Raw genomic sequence first — 21,518 nt, forward strand, 5'->3', positions numbered from 1 at the left:
TTGTGAATGTCTCCCCCATGAAAACCGTTCATCACACCCTGATCCAAGACACACCGGGCGACCAACTCCAGCTCGTCAGCCTGCATTTTGGCGAGCCCGGGCGCGGCCCCAAAGTCGCCATTCAAGCCTCTTTGCATGCGGACGAAGTGCCGGGCATGTTGGTGGCGCATCACCTGCGCCAGCGCCTGCTCGACCTTGAAGCCCAGGGGCACCTCCTGGGCGAAGTGGTGTTGGTGCCCATGGCCAACCCTTTGGGCTTGCGGCAGTGGGGCTTGCGCGGCTTTCAGGGCCGCTTTGACATGAACTCGGGCGAGAACTTCAACCGCCGCTATGCCGACCTCTGCGCACCGGTGGTGGCGGCTGTGCGCGACAAAGTAGGCCCCGATGCGCAAGCCAATGTGGCCCTGGTGCGCCAGGCTTTGCAAGAGGCTGTGCAGGCGCTGCAGCCGGCCAATGCGCTGGAGCACCTGCGCCAGACCTTGCTGGGCTTGGCCATCGATGCCGACGCCGTGCTCGACCTGCATTGCGACGGTGTGGCCGTGATGCACCTCTACACCACCCCCGCCACATGGCCGCAGGCCGAAGTGCTGGCGCGTTGCATTGGGGCGCGCGTGGCCTTGTTGGCTGAGCATTCGGGCGGCGAGCCGTTTGACGAGGCTTGCTCGCAAGTCTGGGTGGACATCGCTGAAGCTCTGGGCGCTGAGGTGCCGCTGCCGCCGGCCTGCATGGCGGCCACCATTGAGCTGCGCGGCGAGATGGATGTGCGCCACGAACTGGCCCGTGAAGATGCTGAGGGCATCCTGCGCTTTTTGAGGGCGCGCGGTGTCTTGCAGGCTGATGACAAGCCCTTGCCTGCGCTGCTGTGCGAGCCCACGCCGCTGGCGGGTTCTATCCCGATGGCGGCACCGCATGGCGGCATGGTGGTGGCGCGGTGTGAGGTCGGCAGCCCCGTGAAGCAGGGCGAGCCCTTGATCGACGTGATCGACCCCTTGAGCGGCCAGGTGAGCACCTTGTGCGCACCGGTGGACGGCTTGTTCTTTGCCCACGACTGCAAGCGCTTTGCCTACAAAGGCATGGCCTTGGGCAAGGTGGCGGGCCGCGAGGCACAACGCAGCGGCGCGCTGCTCTCGGTATGAGCCAAGGGGCTACGCTGCAGGTCGACAACCTGCACAAGAAGTTTGGCCAGCGCGAGGTGCTGCGCGGCGTCAGCCTCACGGCGCGCCCTGGCGACGTGGTGGCGCTGATCGGCTCCAGCGGCTCGGGCAAGAGCACCTTGCTGCGCTGCTTGAACCTCCTGGAGCAGCCGCATGACGGCCGCCTGAGCCTGGGCGAAGAAACCTTGAACCTGGTGCGCGACCGCGACGGCAGCCTGCGGGCCCAAGACGCGGCCCAACTGCAGCGCTGGCGCACGCGCCTGGCCTTTGTGTTCCAGAGTTTCAACCTGTGGCAGCACCGCACGGCCTTGGAGAACGTCACCGAGGCGCCCATCCATGTGCTGGGCCGCCCTAAAGACGAGGCCATGGCGCGCGCGGAGCAATTGCTGGCCCGGGTGGGCTTAAGCCATCGCCAGCATGTCTACCCCGCGCAGTTGTCCGGTGGCGAGCAGCAGCGCGTGGCCATTGCCCGCGCCCTGGCCATGGACCCCGAGGTGATGCTGTTTGACGAGCCCACCTCGGCCCTGGACCCTGAGTTGGTGGGCGAGGTCTTGCGCGTGATGCGCGAGCTGGCCCAGGAGGGCCGCACCATGCTGGTCGTGACCCACGAAATGGAGTTCGCCCGCGAAGTGGCCAGCCATGCCATCTTCTTGCACCAAGGGGTGATAGAAGAGCAAGGGCCACCCAGGGAGATCTTGGTTCGTCCACGGAGCGAACGCCTGGCACAGTTTCTGTCGGGCGGCGTGAAATAGGCCGCATCATTCCTGGGTGGGTATGTGGTTTGTCGGGAACTTCAGACGGCTGCCTTCCAGCGCGCTCCTAGACTTGTGTGCCCCCCCAACCTCATTGGAGCAGCCCTAGGGGGAGGTGGACCGCAACGGTCTGGGCGTTGACCACTTAGGAGTAACTATGAAGAAGTCGTTGATGGTGGCAGCACTGATGACAGTGCTGTCTGGCGGGGTGTCGGCTCAAGGGTATGGCGGTGTGGATATCGGCAGCACCAAGATCACGGATCTGGGCACCAAGTCAGGCCTGGGCGTCTATGGCGGGTACGCATTCAACAAGTCGATGGCTGTGGAATTGGGCTATCGGAAGCTGGGTTCTTGGAAGGTCGGTCTGGCCGATGTTGACGTCACGACCTTCCAGTTGTCGGGTTTGTTTGGTGCGCCCATCAGTGACAGCGTCAGTGCCTACGCACGATTGGGCATGGGCCGAGTCAAGGTCAAGGCCTCCTTGGTGGCGACGCCTTACAGCCAGGGCTCTGAGAGCGAGTCCAAGTTCCTGTGGGGTTTGGGTCTCGACGCTAAGTTTGCCGACAATCTGTCCGGCCGCGTTGAGTACCAGAAGCCAGCCAGCGATACGGGCACCTTCAGTGTGGGCCTGAAGTACAGCTTCTGATTGACGCTGTCGCTGCTGAAGGGGCCGATGACCGAAAGTCATCGGCCTTTTTGCTGCGCGACACACCTGTCTCGGGTTTTCATCGGCTTGCGCAGCCGTTGATGCGTCGAATAATGCCCGCATGTCCATCCACGCCTTTGCCCCCCGTCCGCGTCGCGCCGCTCAAGGCGTTTGGCTGCCGGCGGCCTGCCTGGGGCTGGACGAAGCGGCGGCCCAGCAGGTGCTTGCCGACTGGCTGCGGGCCCGGGGGATCTCTGCCCCGCTGAGCTTGCAGGCCGGCGTGCAGGCCAGCGAGATTGGCTGGTGGGCGAGCCTGGCGCCCGAAGCCGCCCAAGCTTGGATGCCGCACTTCGACACACTGAGCTTGGCCGAGGTGGTTGAGGCCACGCTGCAGGTGCCGCCCGAGCAGGCTTTGGCCTGCGAGACCCTGGTGGCCATGCTGGGCTCGCCGCTGGGCTATCCCTTCAACAGCTTGGAGGCCTGGGCCTCGGCGGTGCGGGTTCGCTGCCATATTGCGCAGGCAGCCCAGCGCACGGCGCTGGCCTTCAAAACCCTGGCCGCGGAACGCCCCGAGGCCTTCTGGCGCTATGACGAGGACCACGGTTTTGTGCTGCAAGCTGGGGCTAGCTTGGTGGAGGCCTTGGTGGCGGCCACCCAGCCTGAGGCCACCGGTCGCCTCTATGACTTCTCTTGTTACCGCGCCACAGAGTACGTGATCTTGCTGGGCGTGGTGCGCGAATTGGCCGCTCACCATCCCGCCTTGTTGGCGCAGTTGCAGCAGGTCAATGAGGTTCACGCCATTCGCTCAGGGCTCTTTCACGATACTTTCTTGGTCGAGCATGGCGAGCATGCTGCGCCGCTGCCCCCCAAGTTTTATGTGCCCGGCGACAGGGTGTGGTTTCGCAATCCGGACATCGTGTCGTCTGACATCACCGGCTATGAAGGCTCATGGGTGATCTACATGGGCGGCGGGCTGTTCAGCAATTTCTGGCGCCGCGATGCGCCCTTCACGCTCGAAGCCAAGTGCGTGGAGATCTTTCATTGGCGCCATGCGATGGCCCTGGATGAGGACGGTGACTTGTGCATCGACGAAGGCCTGGTGGCTCGCCATGTGGCTGACACCGTGGCCGACCCCCAGCGCCTGGAGCAAGTGCTGGGCCGCATGATGCGTCACCGGGATGGCAAGGGTGTCTATGCCGATGGGGGCTGTATTGACACCACCCGCGAGCATCCCCGCTGCGTGGCCCTGGCGGAGACATCCCTACCGGCCACCTTAGCCGACTTGATGCAGCAGTGGGCGCAGCCCGCTTGCCGGGATTCCGCGCCTCAGGTCCAATGAGCTCGCAGCGCCGCTAGGCCATCCCCCTGGGGAGGGATGGTGTCTGCCAGCGCCCTCTCCTACACTCGGTGCGTGATGGACACACTGAGGGGTACTCAACGATGCGCGAGCCCGGCGGGACTTCCTTGACCCCCTGGGGCCCCAAAGGCCTGCCCAAAACGCTGCTCTGGACCTTGCTCGGTCTGAACCTGCTGGCCTTCACCCTGGCCGTGCTCACGTTGAATTACAGCCGCGAGCACTATCGCGAACAGGCCTTTGTGGCCACCCGCAACATCGCGCAGTTACTGGAACGCGATCTGACGGCGGACCTGGATCGCATCGACCAGATCCTCACCGATGTGCAGACGGAAGTGGAGCAACAACTCATCGCTGGCGCCTTGCAGCCCGCTGCCCTCGATCAACTGCTCAGCCGGCGCAGCTACAGGCTGGATGAACGAGACGCCTTGCGCGTGGCCGATGCCCAAGGGCGCTTGATTTATGGCTTGCCCCCTGGGCTCTCCTCCCAGGTCCAAATCGCGGACCGGCCTTACTTCCAGCGCATGCAGTCCGACAGCAGCCCTGGCGTGCAACTGTCAGAGCCGGTCGTGTCGCGCGTCACCGGCCGATGGTCTTTGGTTGTCGCGCGCAGGCTGACCGACCCCCTGGGCGAGTTTGCCGGCATTGTGTACCTGGCCTTGCGCCTGGATGGTTTGGAGCAGCGCTTTGCCAGCCTGGACTTAGGGGCTGCTGGTGCTGTGTCATTGCGTGACGCCCATCTGCACCTGCTGGCCCGGCACTCGGTGCGGCCCCAAGGGCCGACCCCGGTGGGCGAGCAGCGCGTCTCGGAGGACCTGAAACAAGCGCTCGCCCGAGCGCCTCTGCGTGGCGAGTATGTGGCGGCCACGGCACTGGATGGCATTGAGCGCGCCAACTCGTATCGACGCCTAGAGCGCTATCCCTTGCTGATCATCGTGGGCTTGGCCACGGACGACTACCTGGAGCGCTGGTGGAGCGAGTTGACCTTGACCTCGACTCTGATGCTGAGCTTTGCAGGCCTCAGTGTGCTGTTTGCGGGGCATCTGCGTGCGTCCTGGCGGCTGCGAGAGCAGGACATGCACAGTCTGGCGGCTCAAGGCGAAGTGCTTCGTGAGAGCGAGCAGCGCTTTCGCCTGTTGGTGCAAGGTGTGCGCGATCACGCCATCTTCATGCTGTCGCCCGAGGGCACTGTTCTGAGCTGGAACGACGGGGCCGAACGCTTGAAGCTCTGGACAGAAGCAGAAGTGGTGGGTCAACACTTCTCGGTGTTCTATCCCCCGGAGCTTGTGGCGGCCGGAGCGCCCGAGCGGCACCTGGCGCGGGCACGCACCCATGGTCACCATACGGTCGAGGAAATCCGTGTGCGCAAGAGTGGTGAGCGCTTCTGGGCGTCGGTGACACTCACGGCCTTGCATGACCAGGCCGGTCGCCTGACGGGATACGCCAAGTTAACGCGTGACATCACGGTCTCAAAACGGGTTGAGCTTCAGGAGCGCCGCCGCCGCACGGTGTTGGAGATGATGCTCAGTGACGCACCGCTGTCGGCCACCTTGCAGGCAGTTTTGCAAGGGCTGCCTGACCAGGGCGTGGGGCTGACTTCCGCGGTGCTGCTCAAGCCAGCGAGCGCGTCAAGCTTGATACTGGCCGCCCAGCAACCGGCAGCAGGCGCTTGGCAGAGCTTGCTCAGCGCGCACCCACTGGACACAGCCGACCCCTGGGCGGATTGGCTGCAATCGGCCCAACCCTTCTTGCTGTGGGGCCCGGACCCGCAAGACCCCGCTTGGTGCATGGCGGCACGCCAGGCACTGGGTGTGCAAACCCTGCTGCTGTGGCCGATTGGGCCGCGGGGTGCGCCCGCTCTGGGCGTGGTGGTGCTGGGGGTGAGCGACCCCACCCAAGAGAGAACGGCCTTGGCGGCGCTGGCACAAGAGGCAGCAGACCTTTGCTTGATCATCGTGCAGAGGGCTCGCAGCGCGGAGGCGCAGGCCCTCGCGGCGTCGGTGTATCAGGCCTTGGGTGAAGCCATTGTCGTGACCAGTGCCGCCGGCGAGATACAAGCCTTGAACCCCGCCTTCCAGCAATTGACGGGCTATCGCACCGAGGCTTTGCAAAGCCTGCCTTTGAAGGACTTGGCCGAGGACAGCAGGGAGTCGGCCTGGTGGGCTCGGCTCTGGCAGAGCCTGGAGACCACCGGGCGCTGGCAAGGTGAGGTGCGCACGCGCTTTGCCCATGGTGAGGTTCGGCCTCAGTGGTGGATGATCAGCACCATTGAGGATGAACAAGGCACGGCGCAGAAGCGGCTGCTGATCTTGTCCGAAGTGACTGACAAGAAGCGGGCTGAGGAAATCATTTGGCGGGAAGCCAATTACGACCCCTTGACCGGTTTGCCCAATCGGCGCCTGTTCATGGACCGTCTGGTGCAGGCGCTGAAGCGGGCGCAGCAAGGCCGTGAAGGCCTGACCTTGATGCTGATCGACCTGGACCATTTCAAATCGGTGAACGACCAGTGGGGCCACGAGGCCGGCGATGTCGTCCTGCAGACCGCTGCCCAACGCCTGTTGGCCTGCGTGCGCTCCACCGACACGGTCGCTCGCTGGGGCGGCGATGAGTTCACCGTCTTGCTGACCGGTGCCGAGGACGCCGCACGGGCTGGCGCCTTGGCCGAGCGCATGGTGGCGTCGCTGTCAGAACCCATTGCTTGGGAGGCCGAGCGCTTGAACATTGGGGCCAGTATTGGGCTGTGCCTGGCGGGCTCATCGCCGGACGACGCCGAACGACTGCTGAGCCATGCCGACCAAGCCATGTACCAGGTCAAGCGAGCGGGCCGTGGGGGCTTCCGCTTTTATGCGGGCGAGGACGACCTCTCTGCCAGTTTGACCAAGGCCCACAAGGCTTGATTCATGGGCGTGGCCACGCCCAACTCCGCACCTCGCCGCGCCACGAAGCCGTTGAGATGGTCGATCTCGGTGGGCTTGCCGCGGGCCAAGTCTTGGGCGGTGGACGAGCGCTGTGTGGCCATGCTGACCGCGACCTGGGCGGTGGCCGCCCACATGGCTTGGCCGTCCAGTGTCAGGCCTTCGGCCTGGGCCACCGCCAAGACTTCATTCACGATGGCCTGTTGAAAGGCCTGCAAGCCGGGCTGCTGGGCCATCACGCCGTAGGGCTGTTGGGTCAGGGCGGAGATGGCGTTGTAGGCGCAGTTGATCAGCAGCTTTTGCCATAAGGCTTCCATCACCTGGCTGGAGATGCTGACGCCGATCTGTGCGGGCGCGAAGTGCGCCACCACGGCCTGCAAGCGCTGCATCAAGGCTGGGTCTTGGGCCTGGGCGGCGGTGCGCGGGCCAATCACCAGCTCACCCCGGCCATGGTGGCTCACGTGGCCCGGCCCCGCCATGCCCGTGGCCACATACACGACGGTGGGGATGACGCAGGCGGCCAAGTGGCCGGCCAAGGTGGCTGCGTTCTCGACGCCGTTTTGCAGGCTCAGCACCAGGGCGTCTGGGCGCAGCAGCGGCGCGATCTGAGCCGCAATGCTGGCGGTGTCGGTGGATTTGACGCAGACCAGGACCAAGTCTGCGCTGCGCAGAGGCTCCAGGGAGCTGGTGGCTTGCACGTCAACGGTGTGCCGCTGCCCCGCCATGTCCAGCAGCAAGCCGCGGCCTTGAATGGCCGCCACGTGGGCGTCCCGGGCGATCAAAGTGACAGGCCGGCCGGCGCGGGCCAACATGGCCCCGTAAAAACTACCGACGGCGCCGGCGCCCACCACCACCGTGGAGGAAAACAAGTTCTGCATGCCTCAAGCATAGCAAGGGGGGCATCAAGTGTGGGGGGCGCTTGTGAACCCAGGTGCTGAGGCCCCCGCGCCAGCGCAGAATCACGCATCTGTTTTGATAGGCACGACCTATGACCATTCGATCCACCGCGCTGGCCCTGATGCTGGCGACCTTTGGCGCGGCCACGCTGGCCGCCACCCCAGTGGCTGGGCTGGGCCCCCTGCAGCAGCCGCTGTGGCTGCGCAACCCCGCCATTTCGCCGGACGGCAGCCAGATTGCGTTTGGCTTCCAGGGCCATTTGTTTGTGGTCCCCACCCAGGGCGGGGCGGCCCGTGTGCTGGTGGCCAACAGCCATCACAACACCCAGCCGGTGTGGTCACCGGATGGCCAGCAGATTGCCTATGCCTCGGATGCCCACGGCAGTTTTGATGTGATGCTGGTGTCAGCCCAAGGCGGGCCCTCGCGCCGCCTGACGCATCACTCGGCGGCCGAGTTGCCGGCCAGCTTCACCCCTGATGGGCGGCATGTGCTGTTCAGCGCCGCGCGCGCCGACAGCGTGCGCAATGTGCAGTTCCCCAGCCGCGCGGTGACGGAGCTCTACAAAGTCTCGGTCGACGGCGGCCGCCGCCCCGAGCAGGTGCTGACCACCCCGGCCTTGTCTGCGCAGCTCAACGCCGCGGGCAGCCAGATGCTGTATGAGGACTGGAAGGGCTATGAAGATGATTTGCGCAAGCATCATGTCTCGCCAGTGGCTCGTGATGTCTGGCGTTATGACCTGAAGACCGGCCAGCATCATCAGCTCACCCGCTTTGGGGGCGAAGACCGCAACCCGGTCTGGTCGCCCGATGAGCAGACGATTTACTTTCTGAGTGAAAAGAGCGGCTCCTTCAATGTCTGGAAGATGCCTGTTTCGCAGCCCGACGCGGCGGTGCAGGTCACCCAGTTCAGCAAGAACCCGGTGCGCTCTTTGAGCATTGCCCGCAATGGCACGCTGAGCTTTTGGTTTGACGGAGAGATCTACACCCTGGCGCCTGGCGCGGCGCAGCCCACCAAGCTGGCCCTGAGCATTGCGGCGGACACCCAGGCCCGCGCCAAAGAGGCGCTGACCTTGCGCCAAGGCGCCACCGAGGTGGCGCTGAGCCCCGATGGCCAGGAGATGGCCTTTGTGGTGCGCGGCGAGGTGTTTGTGGCCTCCACCGAGTTTGGCGATACCCGGCGCATCACCGACACCCCGGGCCAAGAGCGCTCGGTCAGCTTCAGCCCCGATGGCCGGCGCCTGATTTATGCGGCAGAACGCGCGGGCGTGTGGAGCTTGGTCGAGATTGCGCTGGTAGGCCCCAAGAAAGACGTGCCCTATTTCTTCAGCGCGACGCAGTTCAAGACGCGCACCGTGCTGAGCAACGCGCACGACAACTTCCAGCCGCGCTACTCGCCCGATGGCAAGGAAGTGGCCTACTTGGAGAACCGCAACACCCTGAAGGTGTTGAACCTGGCCAGTGGCCAGACGCGCGTGGTCATGCCGGGTAGCGCCACCTATTCCTATGCCGATGGCGACCAGTGGTTTGACTGGTCACCGGACGGGCGCCACTTGCTGGTCAATTTTGTCGACCGCAATCGTTGGAGCAGTGAGGTCGGTTTGGTGGACGCCCAAGGCAAGGGCGCGATGCTGAACCTGACGCACAGCGGCTATGAAGATGTGCGCCCGATCTGGGCCATGGGCGGTCAGATGATGATCTGGGCCAGCGACCGCATGGGCTTCCATGCCACCGGCGGCGCGGCCCAGCATGACATCTATGCCTTGTTCTTCACCCGGGCGGCGCAAGACCGCTTCAAGCTCGACAAGACGGACTTCGCCTTGCTGAAGAAGCGCGAAGACGAGCAAGAGAAGGCCGAGGCCGAGAAGAAAGACAAACCCGACGAAAAGGCTGGCAAAGCCAAGAAGGCTGAAGGCAAGGCCGCCGAGGGGGCCGAGGAGATCAAGCTCCCAGCGCCGCTGGCCATTGAGCGTGACCGCATTGAAGAACGCACCGCCCGCCTCACCACCCAATCCGCCGTGATGCGCGATGCCGCCATGAGCAAGGATGGCGAGACTTTGCTGACCCTGCAGCAGGTGGCCGATGGCGTGGAGTTGTGGCTGCACAAGCCGCGCGCCAAAGAAAGCCGCAAGCTCAGCAGCTTTGCCGGCGGCCCCAACCCCGAGGCCCCGACCCTGCTGGTCTTGGATGCCAGCACCGAGAACGGCGTGGTCTTGTCGGGCGGCGTGATCCACAAGTTCAAAGTGCCCAAAGACGAGGGCGAGTTCAAGGCCGAGCCGCTGAAGTGGGCTGCCTCGTTCACCCTGGACCGGGCGGCAGAGCGGGCTGAGATGTTTGAGCATGTCTGGCGCCAGACCAAGGCCAAGCTGTACGTGGAGGACATGAACGGCGTGGACTGGGACGGCTACAAGAAGATCTATGCCCGCCAACTGCCCTACGTCAACAACAACCACGACTTTGCCGACCTGCTCAGTGAGATGCTCGGTGAGCTGAATGTCTCGCACACCGGGGCCAGCTTCCGCGCCAACCGCAAGCCTTTGGACACCACGGCCGAGCTGGGTGCCTTCTTTGACGAGACGCATCGCGGGCCGGGTTTGAAGATCGCCGAGATCTTGGACGGTGGGCCGCTGGCCCCCGCCAGCTTAGGCCTGAAGCCCGGCATGGTGATCGAGCAGATCGACGGCGTGCCCATTGCGGCCGGTGCCGAGGTGGACAGCCTGCTGACGCAAAAGATTGGCCAGCGCCTGCGCCTGACCGTGCGTGACCCGGCCACGGGCAAGGCCGCCGAGCACAGCGTCAAGCCTATCCATCCGGGCGAGCACGAAGAGCTGCTGTATCGCCGCTGGGTGCGCCAGCAGCGCGAGACAGTGGACAAGCTCTCAGGTGGACGTTTGGGCTATGTGCATGTGCGCGGCATGGACGACGAGAGTTACCGTGACGTGTTCTCCGAGGTCATGGGCCGCCACAGCGGCAAGCAAGCGCTGATCGTGGACACCCGCTTCAACGGCGGCGGCAACCTGACCATGGACTTGGTGACCTTGCTCTCGGGCCGCAAGCATTTGGAGTTTTTGCCGCGCGGCCAAAGCCTGGGCTGGGAGCCTGCGGGCAAGTGGCACAAACCCTCTTTGGTGCTGATGAGCGAGAGCAATTATTCCGACGCGCACCTCTTCCCCTGGACTTATCGCCACTACGGCCTGGGCAAGCTGGTGGGCATGCCGGTGGCGGGCACGGGCACGGCCGTGTGGTGGGAGACGCTGCAAGACCCCAGCTTGGTCTTTGGCATCCCGCAAGTGGGCTTCCGCGACCAGAAGGGCGAGTTCATGGAAAACGCCCTGGTCGAGCCTGATGTGCGCGTGGCCAATGACCCCGCCCTGCTGGCGCAAGGCCGCGATCAGCAGTTGGAAGCGGCCGTCAAGGAACTGCTCAAAACCCCTTGAGCCCCGCAGTGGCGGGCCGGCCGGCACTCAGGCGCTGCTGGCCTCGCCGTCAAAGTCCACCAGCACGCTGGCCAGCTCCAGCGCGCGCCAGAGGTGGGGGGGCATGTTCAAGATGCCTTCGGGCGTCTTGGCCCAGCGCGTCCAGGCGCTGATGTCGTGGTGCTGCTCGGGGGTAAGCAAGTGTTTGGCCAGCATCTCGTCAAGCGTTTGCATATCACCCTCCAGTGCGGTGTTGACCCTTGCTGCAAATCATCGCACGGATGAGTGGAATGCCAATGGCTTGAATAAGCGCCGCCGCCCCCCACTTCCTTAGGGTCTGTTGACATACAAATCCTGCCCGCGCAGGAGTGTCCAAGGGCGCTGGAGTAGGCGCGATCCGCAGCCCGGGCTGATGCCCGGGCAAGGTGAGCAACGCCCGCCAGCACCCTTGGACGCCCTGCCCTCAGGGTGAGTCCTACAGGCCACGCCATTCGTTGTTACGCCGCTTGCCCGCACAGAGGTGCGGGCGGCGCAGCGCGCCTAGACTGGCATGGCCTGCAGGGCTCACGCGGGTAGGATTTGTATGTCAACAGACCCTAATCTCTCGACTGAAGGGTGTGGTGGTGAGTGAACTCACAGAGGTGATCGGGTCGGCGGGCCTGCTGCTGGTGCTGACGCTGCTGGCGCTGGGCTGGCTGCTGCGCGAGCCGCTGGCGCAGGCCTGGCGGCGCAGGCGGCTGGCTCAGCAGCCCTTTCCGGCCGCATGGCGGGCGGTGCTGCGCCAGCATTGGCCCTACTTTCGGCGCATGCCCGCAGACCTGCAGTTGCAGCTCAAAAAGCGCATGCAGGTGTTCCTGGCGGAGAAGCCCATCATCGGCTGCGGCGGCCTGGAGGTGACGGACGAGATGCGGGTGCTCATCGCCGCACAAGCCTGTTTGCTGCTGCTCAACCGCAGCCAGAGCCGCTTTGACGGCGTGCGGCAGATCCTGCTCTACCCGGGCGCGTTTTGGGTGCAGCGGCCGGTCACCCAAGACGGCGGTGTGCAGCACGAGCAGCGCCGCGCCTTGTCCGGTGAGTCGTGGGTGCAAGGCCAGGTCATCTTGTCGTGGGACGATGTCTTGAGGGGGGCGGCCGATGCGGGCGATGGGCAGAACGTGGTGATCCACGAGTTTGCCCATCAGCTTGACCAAGCCAAAGGGGCGGCCACCGGCCTGCCGGCTGACATCAGCCGCTGGCAGCGCGCGCGCTGGGCGGCGGTGATGAGCGGTGAGTATGCGGCGCACCAACAGCGCGCGGCGGCGGGCCAGGTATCGCTGCTGAGCGACTACGCCGTGACCGACCCTGCAGAGTTCTTTGCCGTGGCCAGTGAGGTGTTTTTTGAGCAAGCCGAGGCCCTGTCGCAACAGCACCCGGCGCTCTACGAGCAACTCAGCCGCTACTACCGCCTGAACCTGCTGAGCTGGTCATAGATAACTCAGCGCGGTTTGTGCGCCGCTGATGAGCACATGGCTGACGGTCAGGCCAAAACCGATGGCGCCCAAGCCCACCGCGCCAGAGAGCAGCAAGGCCAAGCCGTCACGGAACATCCAGCCCAGGCTCAGCAGCATCAGGCTGATGGCGGGCAGCACATTGCCAAAGGGCAGGGGCAGCATGATGAGGACAGCCATCATCGCAATCCAGGCGCTCCACCAGGTGTGGGTGAGGCGGTGGTGAAGCCAGCCCCAGCGCTCTCGAAGGCAGCGTGAGGCCTGCTCGTACGTCCAGGCCAGCAGGCGCAGACAACGGTTGGACCACTGCGGAGATAGGTTCACCTGTGCCAACTTGGCCGGCAGAGGCGGTGGCTGGTCGTGGTCGCGCCGCCATTGCCACGCCAAAGCCAGAATGAACAAGGACAACACCGTGCCCACGCCCGCAATCGGGATGGTGCTGCAGAGGGCCAGCACCATCAGCAGAACGGCCACCGAGCCTTGGCCGTGCAAGTCCAGCAGCTCTTCCAGGCTCATGGCCGTGGCGTCCGGCGCGGCCTCTCGCAGGGTCTGCGCCAAGCTGCGGGCGCACCAGTCTTGCGTGGCGCTACTCATGCCACCACCTGTGGGCTTGTGGGCCGCGGCTGGCTCTGGCGGATCATCCAGCGCACCCAGGCATGCAGCACGCCGCCCAGCACCAGCAAGGCCAGCACGCCCACGGCCCACAGCACCCATAGCACGGGCTGCAGCCAGCTCAGGGCTTCAGCCAACCAAGGCCAGCTCGTGGACAAGCCTTCCATCAGCGCCTGGGCCAAGCTCTGCCATTGCGCCACATCACCCCAGCCCATCCAGGCCGAGAGCTGCAGCAGCCAAGGCGGTGGCTCCCAGGTCTTGAACACAGCGGCCCAATCGGCCGCAGGGCTGGCGCTGGCGGTGTCCACCACCCAGGACAACAAGCTGCTGAAGAGCCAAGCGCCACCGCTCCACAGCGCGGCCAGCAGGCCCACGACCACCCAGATCAAGGTGGTCCAACCGGACTTTGAGGAAGAAGGAGTGCTCATCACCCCAGTATGCAGAGCGCGAGGCACAGGTTCAAGGGTGGGCTGGCGGAATAAAGGTCAGGAAAAACCTGAAGATCGATGGATCTTCAGGGGTGTGACACCTTCGAATGAGCGCCTTGTGCGGATGTTAGAAAAGGACGGGCGCTTTGTCGTTGACCGGCGCGTAGTTCAAGGAACGACTCCTCAGCGCCAAGCCGAAAGTACGACTGCTCTGCAGCGATTGCAGTCCGCCGGGGCTTTGGGGTGACGCACGCTCAGCGCTACAAAGCGGTCATCGCCGTAGGCGATAGCATCAAACGTTCTAGCTCAGCGGGCGGCGTAGCCGTCCGATGCAGCGAAGGGTTGAACCGCAACTGCACGTCAGAGGCCTCACGAAACGCGAAAGTGAACGAACTCACCTGGTTGCCTTTCACCGAGCAGACGCGACAGGTCGCGCAGCCCCTCGCCGTGTAGGCGCAGTCCAGCCGAATACCCGGCGGGAACTTCCGCAAGCGACTTGCGAAACACGAACACTTCATCGAGCGTGAGTGCAACGCGAGCCGCGACGCCCAGTTCGACGGTGGCGAAGTCAGGCAAAGATGCGGTGACTCGGGTCTTGCAGATGGCAGTAAAGGTGGTTCCGATCGGCACAGCGGTGTATCCATTGGAGCAAACGACCATGCCGTCTGGCTCGATCCGATCTACAAGGACATCAGGTGTCGCCATTGCTGTTCAACGTTCGCGCTCAGCGGGCGGCGAAGCCGTCCGCTGCAGAGAGGGGCTAAGTGGTGACATGCGCTACCTTCCCCAAGAGGATTAAAGAAACTCTGTTGCGGCCGCTGTCCCAATGGACGACCTTCTCTGCCGCTGTGTAGAAGTGCTCGTATCCCATCAGATCGCCATAAGCCTCAACGGTGACGGAGCGATCCGGTTCGCCAAACTCACGTAGAAGATGATCGTGATCTTTGATGTAGCCGAAGCACTGCAGATGATGTCCATAAACTGCGACGCCGATGACTCGGCCATCGGCAATGTGAAACCCGAGGCTACCTTCGCTATTTAGTGTTCCTCCATAGGATAGCGCGCTGCCAACGACCTCCTGAAACGGAATGCGCGCGCCCGACTCATCGAAATACTCCGCGCCGTCCTGTGCTGTCCACGACGAGCTGTGAACGATTTGGGCCCGCGCCTGCTGCACGGCAACCTTGGCTAAGACATCCTGTGCTGGCCCGCCAAGCGCAACACCCGCCACTGAAACACCCTCTAGCCGCAGCTTGGGATCTTTGAGAAATTGGGTTGTTCCGAGAAGCTCAATCATTGGTAGTGGAGCCGCTTAACGTTTGAATTCAGAGGACCAGCCAGCGCAGCTGGCGCAGGTCCGCTGCAATGAATGGTTGGGCGTCACCGCGCCGCTACCCTGTGTGCTTGCGATGCTAGCCAGACTGCCAGTTCCTCTGCCCGACTTGGGTTCCCGATCATTAGATCGCTTTGCCCCGGCGAGACAACCTCGCAGTAGTGCTTTCCGGGCCACATTCCCTCATCGTTCCAGTCGCCCGTTCCATTGACCATGAATCGAAGGTCTTGGTTGTTTGGGACGTTGACGCGCTTGTAGCGAATTCCTGCCCACCACCGCTCAATGACTATGTTGTTCGGATGAACTGATACCTGATAACGAAAGGGCAGTACAAGCAGGGATAGCGCAGCAAGTGCCACCAAGGTGCATAGAAACGCTGTTTGCCAAGGCATTGCGAAGAACCCTGGAACAATCAGCCATGGCAACACACCGCCGGCGATTCCAAACCAGTTGAAGACGGCAGAGGAGTGATCGAAGCCAGCGACTTCTGCTGACCTTGCCCCTGTTTCGTAGCGGGATCGCATGCGGAACTCAGCCTCTAGAGTGACGCCCAACGTTCGAGCTCAGCCGACCAAGGCAGCGCAGCTGGCGCGGGTCGGCTGCAGCGAAGGATTGGGGCGCTCGCTCGACGGACGCCTCGCTTGTGTTTCGAGCGAAAGGAACAACTTCCAGCGGCTGTCGAGAATCCTGCAGTAGCCCACCGCAGCATTGCCAACTCGGCCAGCTTTGAACTCAAGTTCGATCGCGACAAGTTTTTGCCCTGTGTCATCGATGACCTCGGCCGATTGGTAGGAGTCACCTAGTTTCTTTAAACCTGATCGGCAAAGGGACACAGCCAACTCAAATTTCGATTCGCCGATTGCAGCAATCCCATCCTTCAGGAGCGCTCCCGGCAAGCACTCACCGTTGGCAAGTGCCGATCCGTGGAACGCTGCTGCAAGTAGAAGAAACTTCATTGGCAAGCGCCTCAACGTTCGCGGTAAGCGGGCCAGCCAGCGTAGCTGGCGCAGGTCCGCTTGACCATCAGGTTGGACATCACTCCACGTCGTACTGACATTTCGAGCCCTCAGACTTTTTCGTAAAGCAGCCGGCAGCCTGCGTAGGCATAAGCAGCGACTCCGGGAGTGGGCATACGGCTGGATCACCCCGTTGGAGTTGGCGATTGCGGTAACGACATGGCAGAACGTCCGCCATCTCCTTGTCCTCCGACCACATGCGAATCGGTTCGCCGTGTGAAACCTCTACAACCCAAGCAAAGCGAGTTCCTTGGCCCGGACTTGTGGCGAACACGACCTGACAACCGGAGTAGTTGGGCCCAATGTCACCGGTTCGTGGAAAGACTAAGAGAACAAAGCCGTGCCCACCTTCCTCGCCCGACTCAGTTGGAGGCCGCGAGAGACTGCAATTGGATCCGGATGGGCGCGGCTCTGCAGCACTCGCCATCGTCCAGATCAGCATGGCAAAAAGCGCCAAAGCAATTCGCTTCACGGTGATGCCCAACGTTTGACATGAGCGGTGGCAGACCGGCGCAGCCGGTTGGACATCCGCTCGATGGGAGGGGTTAGGTTGCAGCTTGGCCATGGGCAGGCCCCGCAAAGTAGATACTTTGCTCAGCGCCGAAGCGGACAACCTTGCGGAGTAGACGAAAGCCAAGGTGCTCAAGAAGACGAACTGAGGCGGTATTGGCCGATTGCGTTTCGGCAACTATACGGCGAAGGCCCAGCGTGCCAAAAGCTCGGGCGACGACTTGGCGAACGGCTTCCGACGCATAACCCCGCCCCCAATGCTCTGGCAGGAAGAGATACGAAACCTCGAGGTCTTCGAGTTCGTGATGCCGATCGAGCACTACAACACCGAGCAGTGGGCTACCAAGGCTCTCACGCACAGCCCAGGCGTGGGTCGACTGCTTTGCAAGCTCGGCTGCTCGCTGCTCGGCCAGTTGCGGGCTGAGCGGACCACCCAGAAACGCTCGCACTTTGCACTCGGAGAACAGGCGGGCGACCGACGCGAGGTCGGCTGCTTGAATGGAATCAAGAACGCATGCAGACGTGACCATGCAACCTAACGTCTGACATAACTGGCGCTGCGCGGCTTCATCGCGCAGCGTCCGTGTTGATGGATGGGTTAGCGATTTTCATTGCTAAGGTCAAAATTTGAGCAAAACCTACTCTCGGCAATTGCCTTTGCGACCCACTGCAGGTTCTGAAGATCCCAGAGTGTTGAGTAGTACGGCCGATTGAACCGCTCAACCAACCCAGAGTATTTGGTCGCAGCCTCTTTCTTCATCGGTAGTCCGTCTAGCCATAGGCCGAAGCCGCTGCTAATTGACAAGATTAACGAGCGCCCTTTTAGATCCTTTGATATCGATTCGGGACTTGGGTCGTGAATAGGACTTGCAAGTCGATAGCCGTTGGGATACCACGATTTCAAGTCCAGAGTCAGCCCAGATTCCACCCCGGCATCTTTTACGCCTATGCCATCTGGATACCCTTCGATACTTCTCGCGGTCGCTATCACCTTTGCTATCTTCACTGTCAGCAGCATATTGCATTCCTTGTGACCACCCCACTGCGATAAGTGGCACTTGATGTCTGCTTCGATAATCTCACCAAGAGCAATATGTGTCGAGTTACAAAGAATTTGTTCGCCTGTGGCGAAGTTTGAGCTAATAGCCGGAAGTGGAATGCCTGCAAGCACCACGAGCAAAAACCAGTGACGTGTCATAGTAGGCAGATCGCTAACGTCGGCGCTCAGCGGGCGGCGTAGCCGTCCGCTGGAGCAAAAGGTTAAAGCGAACTTGGACAATCCTCATTGCTTTCGCTGGAGCAGCGACCTCACTTTGTCCCGTTCGTTGATCGTGTACTGAAACGACGGGTCAAGGCCTACCGCATGATCCAAATCATGCAATGCGTCCTCAAGAAGACCGAGCTCGGCCTGCATGTAACCTCGTGTTCGCCGAAGCCAGACATCGTTTGGTGCGATAGAGATCGCAAGACCAAGGCTTTCCATCGCTTCGGTAATCCGCCCCAGCTTGTGAAGCATCACGCCTTTGTACTGCGCCGGCATGTGACTGTCTGGAAGCGCTGCAATGGCTGCGTTGAAGTCGACTAACGCCTCTTGGTTCTGCCCGATCTCCCACCGTGCAATCGCTCTGTTGTGAAGTGCCGCTCCAGTGTTGAGTCCCTGGTCAATGAAGCTGGTCAACTCACCAATGACGAGTTCGTAGTCCTCGATCTCGTCGAGCATCAGCGCCGCATATGGCGTATCGAAGTAGTCGCTCATGCGCTTTAACGTAGAGGTGAGCCGAGGCTGCCGGCGTGGTGCCTTGGCCGCGAGACCGAAGATGAACTACCCCGGCATCGCGGCCAAGGTGCCACGCCGGTGGACGTCGGCTCGACCGGCAAGTTAGGCAACGCCCGGGTTGTGTGCAGAGACTGGCTAGTAGTCATCGGCCAAGACCAGGATCCACCAGAGCTTGGGCTCTGGTACGTATACGCAGAACGATGCCTCCAGCGTATTGCCGCTTGAAAGCTCAGACCATGCCTCATCATCGAGTCGATAGGCCAAAAGCGAAGCAGGCTCGGCCCCAACAATCTCTTGTAGCAACGCCTGCGCAGTTTCTCGGGCATCGCCAACGCCTGAGACGACGTCCCTTGTCGCGGTGCCGCCAAGCAACAATTGAATGAGGGCCCCTTCAAACTCGAAACGCTGCTGCAACGAAAAGTGTTTGGCGGCTTCGAGATTGAGCGCCCCAAGCTCAGGCAAGATGTAGCTCGCTTTCAGTTCGGCTAGGAACTCGAGCAACACCACTTCATGCATTCGGCCAAAGCCGAAGTTGGGGTAGCTTTCCTGCGGGGAGACTGGCTCGACGAAGAAGGAATGCAGGATTCCTTCGAATCGAGTCTGGACCGATGCGAGCGTTGTTGAGTTGCGCTGCGTTGTGCGAAGCATGGCCTAACGTTCGACGTAAGGGGTCTGCCGCAGGCAGGTCCCTTTGACGTAGGGGTTAGGCAGCTGCGCGCACCTCATTGCTTGAATGACCAAAGGTGATCAATATCTTGAACGTCGAAGTCTGCTGCCTCGACGAAGCTGGCAAGCATTCTAGGAACATATGTTTCGATCGGTTCGGCAGAGCGTGAGGTACGAATGGTCACTTTCCACTCGGGAATTTCGCCCCTGCAAACAATTAGAAAGTATTGGCTTGGCTCGCCTTTGACGACACACACTTCGCAAGACGAAAGGTCGTCTATGGTCTGCTCGAAGACGAAGCCGTACTTGCGAGATAGCTCAGCTTCTTGAAGTGGCGTGAGAGCCAAATCTTGCAGAAATTCAGTTTCCCGTGGGACTTCTTTGAGTGATGTTGGCTGATATGTCACCGACGACCTTCCAAAGATGTCTAACGTCGCCGTTCAACCGACGCCGAAGGCGGTCGGTTGCAGCGGCCTGTTATACGGCTTTTAGAGAACATGCAAGTTGTCCAATTCCACGCGAACTTGCCCCGCCTCGATTTCAACGAGCGTCATTTCTAAAGTCAGGTCTGAACGACCTTCCTCCAGAGTGTATGCCGTTGCTTGGACGGACCATGCGCGTGGCGACGCATCGTTGACTTCAACCACATCAATTGGCAAATCTCCCGCATGTGGCCAAGCCGCAATAGTGAAACGGTAGTCGCGAACTGCGCGCTCAATTTCCGCCGCACCTAACCGGACTCCTCCAGTCTTTCTTGCCAGTGCATCGTATTCACCCCGAGCCAGATAGCCATAGATGTCCTCGACGGCAGCGCGAATATGAGCGTCCATGTCAGGCCGTACAACGTTGGAGCTGAGAGGCCGAAGACAGCTGGCCGCGCGCAGCGATGATGAACTGATGAGCGTAGCGCGGCCAGCTGGCAGAGGTCCACTTCAGCGACCAGTTAGGCAGCGCCAGGGCACTCAACGGTCCTGCTCCTTGCCAAGAAGGGCAAGAAGTTCTTCATGCAGCGCATCGGCTGCTTGAACCTCGTGCGCCCAAGCGGGTGAACGGGCGAACAACTGCTTAGCCTCACCGAGGGTAACCATCCGGGATTGGTGGATTGCCTTGATGGCTTGCACTGGAGTTGCGCCATGCGTCCGAAGCAGTGCTAGCGCCGCATCAAACGTTGCTCCGCCAGCCATTGCAGATTCAAGAAGCGCCGCAAAACGATCCATGCCTGCTGCCTAACGTCGGACGTAACTGGCGCCGGAGCGCAGCGGAGGGAACCGAACTGCGCAGCAGTTTGGCGTCCCGTTGACGGACTGGTTAACGCGGCACCCCGGTGGTGAGGTCACTTCAAATCCTCGAGCCAAATTCTCTCGATGTAGCCCGACTCGCCGAACCTACGCACTTGTGTGATCAGTGCTTCGCGCGTGAGGCGGCTCAGCCAAGCCGGAATCGTATTTTCCAGATGCGCTGCCAACAAGGACCAGTCGGAATCAACCGGGTGGTTGCTGTGATCATAACGAAGAAGCTTGCTACGGTATTGAAAGTCGCCTGACTCAATTTCATGGAGGGTGAGCTTGAAAGGATAGGCATGCGGCTCTTTTTCAAACTCAATGGACTCTTGCTCCAAGTTGCGCATGCCGCGCCGCCTGACGCAAACCACAAATGCGACCGAGCCGGGAAGCTGGAACTTCCCTCCCATACGGATGAACGACACCTGCCATTCGCCGAACGCTTTGCTGGCGAATGACTTGTTCCGCACTGACCATGATTGGCCATCAAGATGCGAAAGAAAATGGTCAAAGTTCATTTGTGCGCGCTAACGTGTTCTATACAGACAGCATACGCCACCTAGGCAGCAAGCCTGCTCCCTAAAACGGGCGGGGTGAATGCAAAAAAGTGCCTGTCGCATAAACACTGTTGCTCAAAAGCTGGATATTTATCCAGCATTAAATTCTCGACAAAAGCGGCACGCGGTTACAAGTTCTCTTTGAGAGCCCAGCGTGCACCGGGAGGCCATGATGCCAGTCACCTTTCCCGCTGTACCCGCACTGCCGCCACGCAAGACGCTTCGTCCCGAGCCGCCCGGTCAAGACCTGCCGCCACTGAAGTCACCACGCCTGTTGGCGCAGCTTCGTGAACGGTTGCGCTTCATGCACTACAGCCTCCGCACCGAGGAGGCTTACGTCTACTGGGTCAAGGCTTTCATCCGCTTTCACGGCCTGCGGCATCCCGCCGAGATGGGCGGCTCCGAGGTGGAGGCGTTTCTCACGCACCTAGCAAATGATCGATCAGTGGCGCCCTCCACCCACAGCCAGGCGCTGTCCGCCCTGCTGTTTTTCTACGGCAAGGTGCTGGGCCATCAATTGCCCTGGCTGAAGGAAATCGGACATCCCAGGCGGCAACGCCGGCTGCCAGTGGTGCTGACCGTGGAGGAGGTACGTCAGGTGCTGCGCGCCATGGTTGGCGAGCATCAACTCCTCGCACAGCTGGGCTTGCTCAAAAAGGCTGAACTACCCCTTGGGCCCATGGCGGCGAACTGCAGCTAGAGCGCAAAGCAGACTGTCAAGG

24 protein-coding genes are annotated in these 21,518 nt (G+C 62.0%); 8 read left to right on the plus strand and 16 right to left on the minus strand.

The features are described from left to right. Positions 1 to 17 precede the first annotated feature (17 nt). The 5 genes from KAK11_RS13925 (at position 18) to KAK11_RS13945 (ending at position 6,803) form a co-directional block, all read left to right on the plus strand. Entirely contained in the window at positions 18 to 1,136 is a 1,119-nt protein-coding gene (locus KAK11_RS13925) for a succinylglutamate desuccinylase/aspartoacylase family protein (protein WP_210809794.1), read from the plus strand. Beyond that, on the plus strand, positions 1,133 to 1,906 hold the full coding sequence (locus KAK11_RS13930) for an ABC transporter ATP-binding protein (protein WP_210809795.1): 774 nt from the start codon (positions 1,133 to 1,135) through the stop codon (positions 1,904 to 1,906). Before KAK11_RS13925 ends, KAK11_RS13930 begins: the two co-directional genes overlap by 4 nt. Positions 1,907 to 2,063: 157 nt before the next feature. Continuing rightward, positions 2,064 to 2,552 carry an outer membrane protein gene (locus tag KAK11_RS13935; RefSeq protein WP_210809796.1) on the plus strand — a complete coding sequence of 163 codons (489 nt, stop codon included), beginning with the start codon at positions 2,064 to 2,066 and terminating at the stop codon, positions 2,550 to 2,552. A 121-nt stretch (positions 2,553 to 2,673) separates the two neighbouring features. Further along, a complete protein-coding gene (locus tag KAK11_RS13940; RefSeq protein ID WP_210809797.1) occupies positions 2,674 to 3,891 on the plus strand; it encodes a TGL-type protein-glutamine gamma-glutamyltransferase in 1,218 nt (405 codons plus the stop codon). 125 nt (positions 3,892 to 4,016) lie between these two features. Then, entirely contained in the window at positions 4,017 to 6,803 is a 2,787-nt protein-coding gene (locus tag KAK11_RS13945; protein ID WP_210809798.1) for a sensor domain-containing diguanylate cyclase, read from the plus strand. On the opposite strand, the gene KAK11_RS13950 is transcribed toward KAK11_RS13945, so the two are convergent. Continuing rightward, positions 6,749 to 7,699, minus strand: a complete 951-nt coding sequence (locus KAK11_RS13950) for a ketopantoate reductase family protein (RefSeq protein ID WP_210809799.1) — start codon at positions 7,697 to 7,699, stop codon at positions 6,749 to 6,751. The two genes, KAK11_RS13945 and KAK11_RS13950, sit on opposite strands and share 55 nt — an antisense overlap. A 110-nt stretch (positions 7,700 to 7,809) precedes the next feature. On the opposite strand from KAK11_RS13950, the gene KAK11_RS13955 reads away from it, so the two are divergent. Continuing rightward, a complete protein-coding gene (locus KAK11_RS13955) occupies positions 7,810 to 11,151 on the plus strand; it encodes a S41 family peptidase (protein WP_210809800.1) in 3,342 nt (1,113 codons plus the stop codon). A gap of 27 nt (positions 11,152 to 11,178) precedes the next feature. Here KAK11_RS13955 and KAK11_RS13960 read toward each other — a convergent pair whose 3' ends face one another. Continuing rightward, positions 11,179 to 11,364 carry a hypothetical protein gene (locus KAK11_RS13960; RefSeq protein WP_210809801.1) on the minus strand — a complete coding sequence of 62 codons (186 nt, stop codon included), beginning with the start codon at positions 11,362 to 11,364 and terminating at the stop codon, positions 11,179 to 11,181. A 389-nt stretch (positions 11,365 to 11,753) separates the two neighbouring features. On the opposite strand from KAK11_RS13960, the gene KAK11_RS13965 reads away from it, so the two are divergent. Continuing rightward, the gene (locus KAK11_RS13965) at positions 11,754 to 12,599 is read left to right on the plus strand and encodes a M90 family metallopeptidase (protein WP_310737808.1); all 846 of its coding nucleotides are present in this window, start codon (positions 11,754 to 11,756) and stop codon (positions 12,597 to 12,599) included. On the opposite strand, the gene KAK11_RS13970 is transcribed toward KAK11_RS13965, so the two are convergent. The 14 genes from KAK11_RS13970 to KAK11_RS14035 form a co-directional block, all read right to left on the minus strand. Continuing rightward, on the minus strand, positions 12,594 to 13,211 hold the full coding sequence (locus KAK11_RS13970; protein ID WP_210809802.1) for an exopolysaccharide biosynthesis protein: 618 nt from the start codon (positions 13,209 to 13,211) through the stop codon (positions 12,594 to 12,596). The two genes, KAK11_RS13965 and KAK11_RS13970, sit on opposite strands and share 6 nt — an antisense overlap. Further along, entirely contained in the window at positions 13,208 to 13,657 is a 450-nt protein-coding gene (locus tag KAK11_RS13975; protein WP_210809803.1) for a hypothetical protein, read from the minus strand. Before KAK11_RS13975 ends, KAK11_RS13970 begins: the two co-directional genes overlap by 4 nt. A 369-nt stretch (positions 13,658 to 14,026) precedes the next feature. After that, the gene (locus tag KAK11_RS13980; protein WP_210809804.1) at positions 14,027 to 14,362 is read right to left on the minus strand and encodes a hypothetical protein; all 336 of its coding nucleotides are present in this window, start codon (positions 14,360 to 14,362) and stop codon (positions 14,027 to 14,029) included. A 55-nt stretch (positions 14,363 to 14,417) separates the two neighbouring features. Continuing rightward, positions 14,418 to 14,954: a hypothetical protein gene (locus tag KAK11_RS13985; protein ID WP_210809805.1), complete on the minus strand. Its 537-nt coding sequence runs from the start codon at positions 14,952 to 14,954 to the stop codon at positions 14,418 to 14,420. Between the two features lie 83 nt (positions 14,955 to 15,037). After that, positions 15,038 to 15,514, minus strand: coding sequence for a hypothetical protein (locus tag KAK11_RS13990; RefSeq protein ID WP_210809806.1), 477 nt, complete (start codon positions 15,512 to 15,514; stop codon positions 15,038 to 15,040). Positions 15,515 to 15,553: 39 nt separating this feature from the next. Next, on the minus strand, positions 15,554 to 15,946 hold the full coding sequence (locus KAK11_RS13995; RefSeq protein ID WP_210809807.1) for a hypothetical protein: 393 nt from the start codon (positions 15,944 to 15,946) through the stop codon (positions 15,554 to 15,556). Between the two features lie 605 nt (positions 15,947 to 16,551). Then, a complete protein-coding gene (locus KAK11_RS14000; protein ID WP_210809808.1) occupies positions 16,552 to 17,046 on the minus strand; it encodes a GNAT family N-acetyltransferase in 495 nt (164 codons plus the stop codon). Positions 17,047 to 17,114: 68 nt separating this feature from the next. Further along, positions 17,115 to 17,795: a hypothetical protein gene (locus tag KAK11_RS14005; RefSeq protein ID WP_210809809.1), complete on the minus strand. Its 681-nt coding sequence runs from the start codon at positions 17,793 to 17,795 to the stop codon at positions 17,115 to 17,117. A 3-nt stretch (positions 17,796 to 17,798) separates the two neighbouring features. After that, positions 17,799 to 18,272 (minus strand): tetratricopeptide repeat protein, encoded by a 474-nt coding sequence (locus KAK11_RS14010; protein ID WP_210809810.1) that lies wholly within the window; start codon positions 18,270 to 18,272, stop codon positions 17,799 to 17,801. Between the two features lie 156 nt (positions 18,273 to 18,428). Continuing rightward, entirely contained in the window at positions 18,429 to 18,941 is a 513-nt protein-coding gene (locus KAK11_RS14015; protein WP_210809811.1) for a hypothetical protein, read from the minus strand. 74 nt (positions 18,942 to 19,015) lie between these two features. Next, the gene (locus KAK11_RS14020) at positions 19,016 to 19,366 is read right to left on the minus strand and encodes a hypothetical protein (protein ID WP_210809812.1); all 351 of its coding nucleotides are present in this window, start codon (positions 19,364 to 19,366) and stop codon (positions 19,016 to 19,018) included. Positions 19,367 to 19,447: 81 nt separating this feature from the next. Next, positions 19,448 to 19,789: a DUF7668 domain-containing protein gene (locus KAK11_RS14025; RefSeq protein WP_210809814.1), complete on the minus strand. Its 342-nt coding sequence runs from the start codon at positions 19,787 to 19,789 to the stop codon at positions 19,448 to 19,450. A gap of 132 nt (positions 19,790 to 19,921) precedes the next feature. Further along, positions 19,922 to 20,176 carry a hypothetical protein gene (locus KAK11_RS14030; RefSeq protein WP_210809815.1) on the minus strand — a complete coding sequence of 85 codons (255 nt, stop codon included), beginning with the start codon at positions 20,174 to 20,176 and terminating at the stop codon, positions 19,922 to 19,924. 116 nt (positions 20,177 to 20,292) lie between these two features. Then, positions 20,293 to 20,757 (minus strand): hypothetical protein, encoded by a 465-nt coding sequence (locus tag KAK11_RS14035; RefSeq protein WP_210809816.1) that lies wholly within the window; start codon positions 20,755 to 20,757, stop codon positions 20,293 to 20,295. Positions 20,758 to 20,965: 208 nt separating this feature from the next. Here KAK11_RS14035 and KAK11_RS14040 point away from each other — a divergent pair, with 208 nt between their 5' ends. Then, positions 20,966 to 21,496: a phage integrase N-terminal SAM-like domain-containing protein gene (locus KAK11_RS14040; protein WP_445666945.1), complete on the plus strand. Its 531-nt coding sequence runs from the start codon at positions 20,966 to 20,968 to the stop codon at positions 21,494 to 21,496. Positions 21,497 to 21,518 lie beyond the last annotated feature (22 nt).

This window comes from Ideonella paludis, from assembly GCF_018069865.1.
Lineage (GTDB): Bacteria > Pseudomonadota > Gammaproteobacteria > Burkholderiales > Burkholderiaceae_C > Ideonella > Ideonella paludis.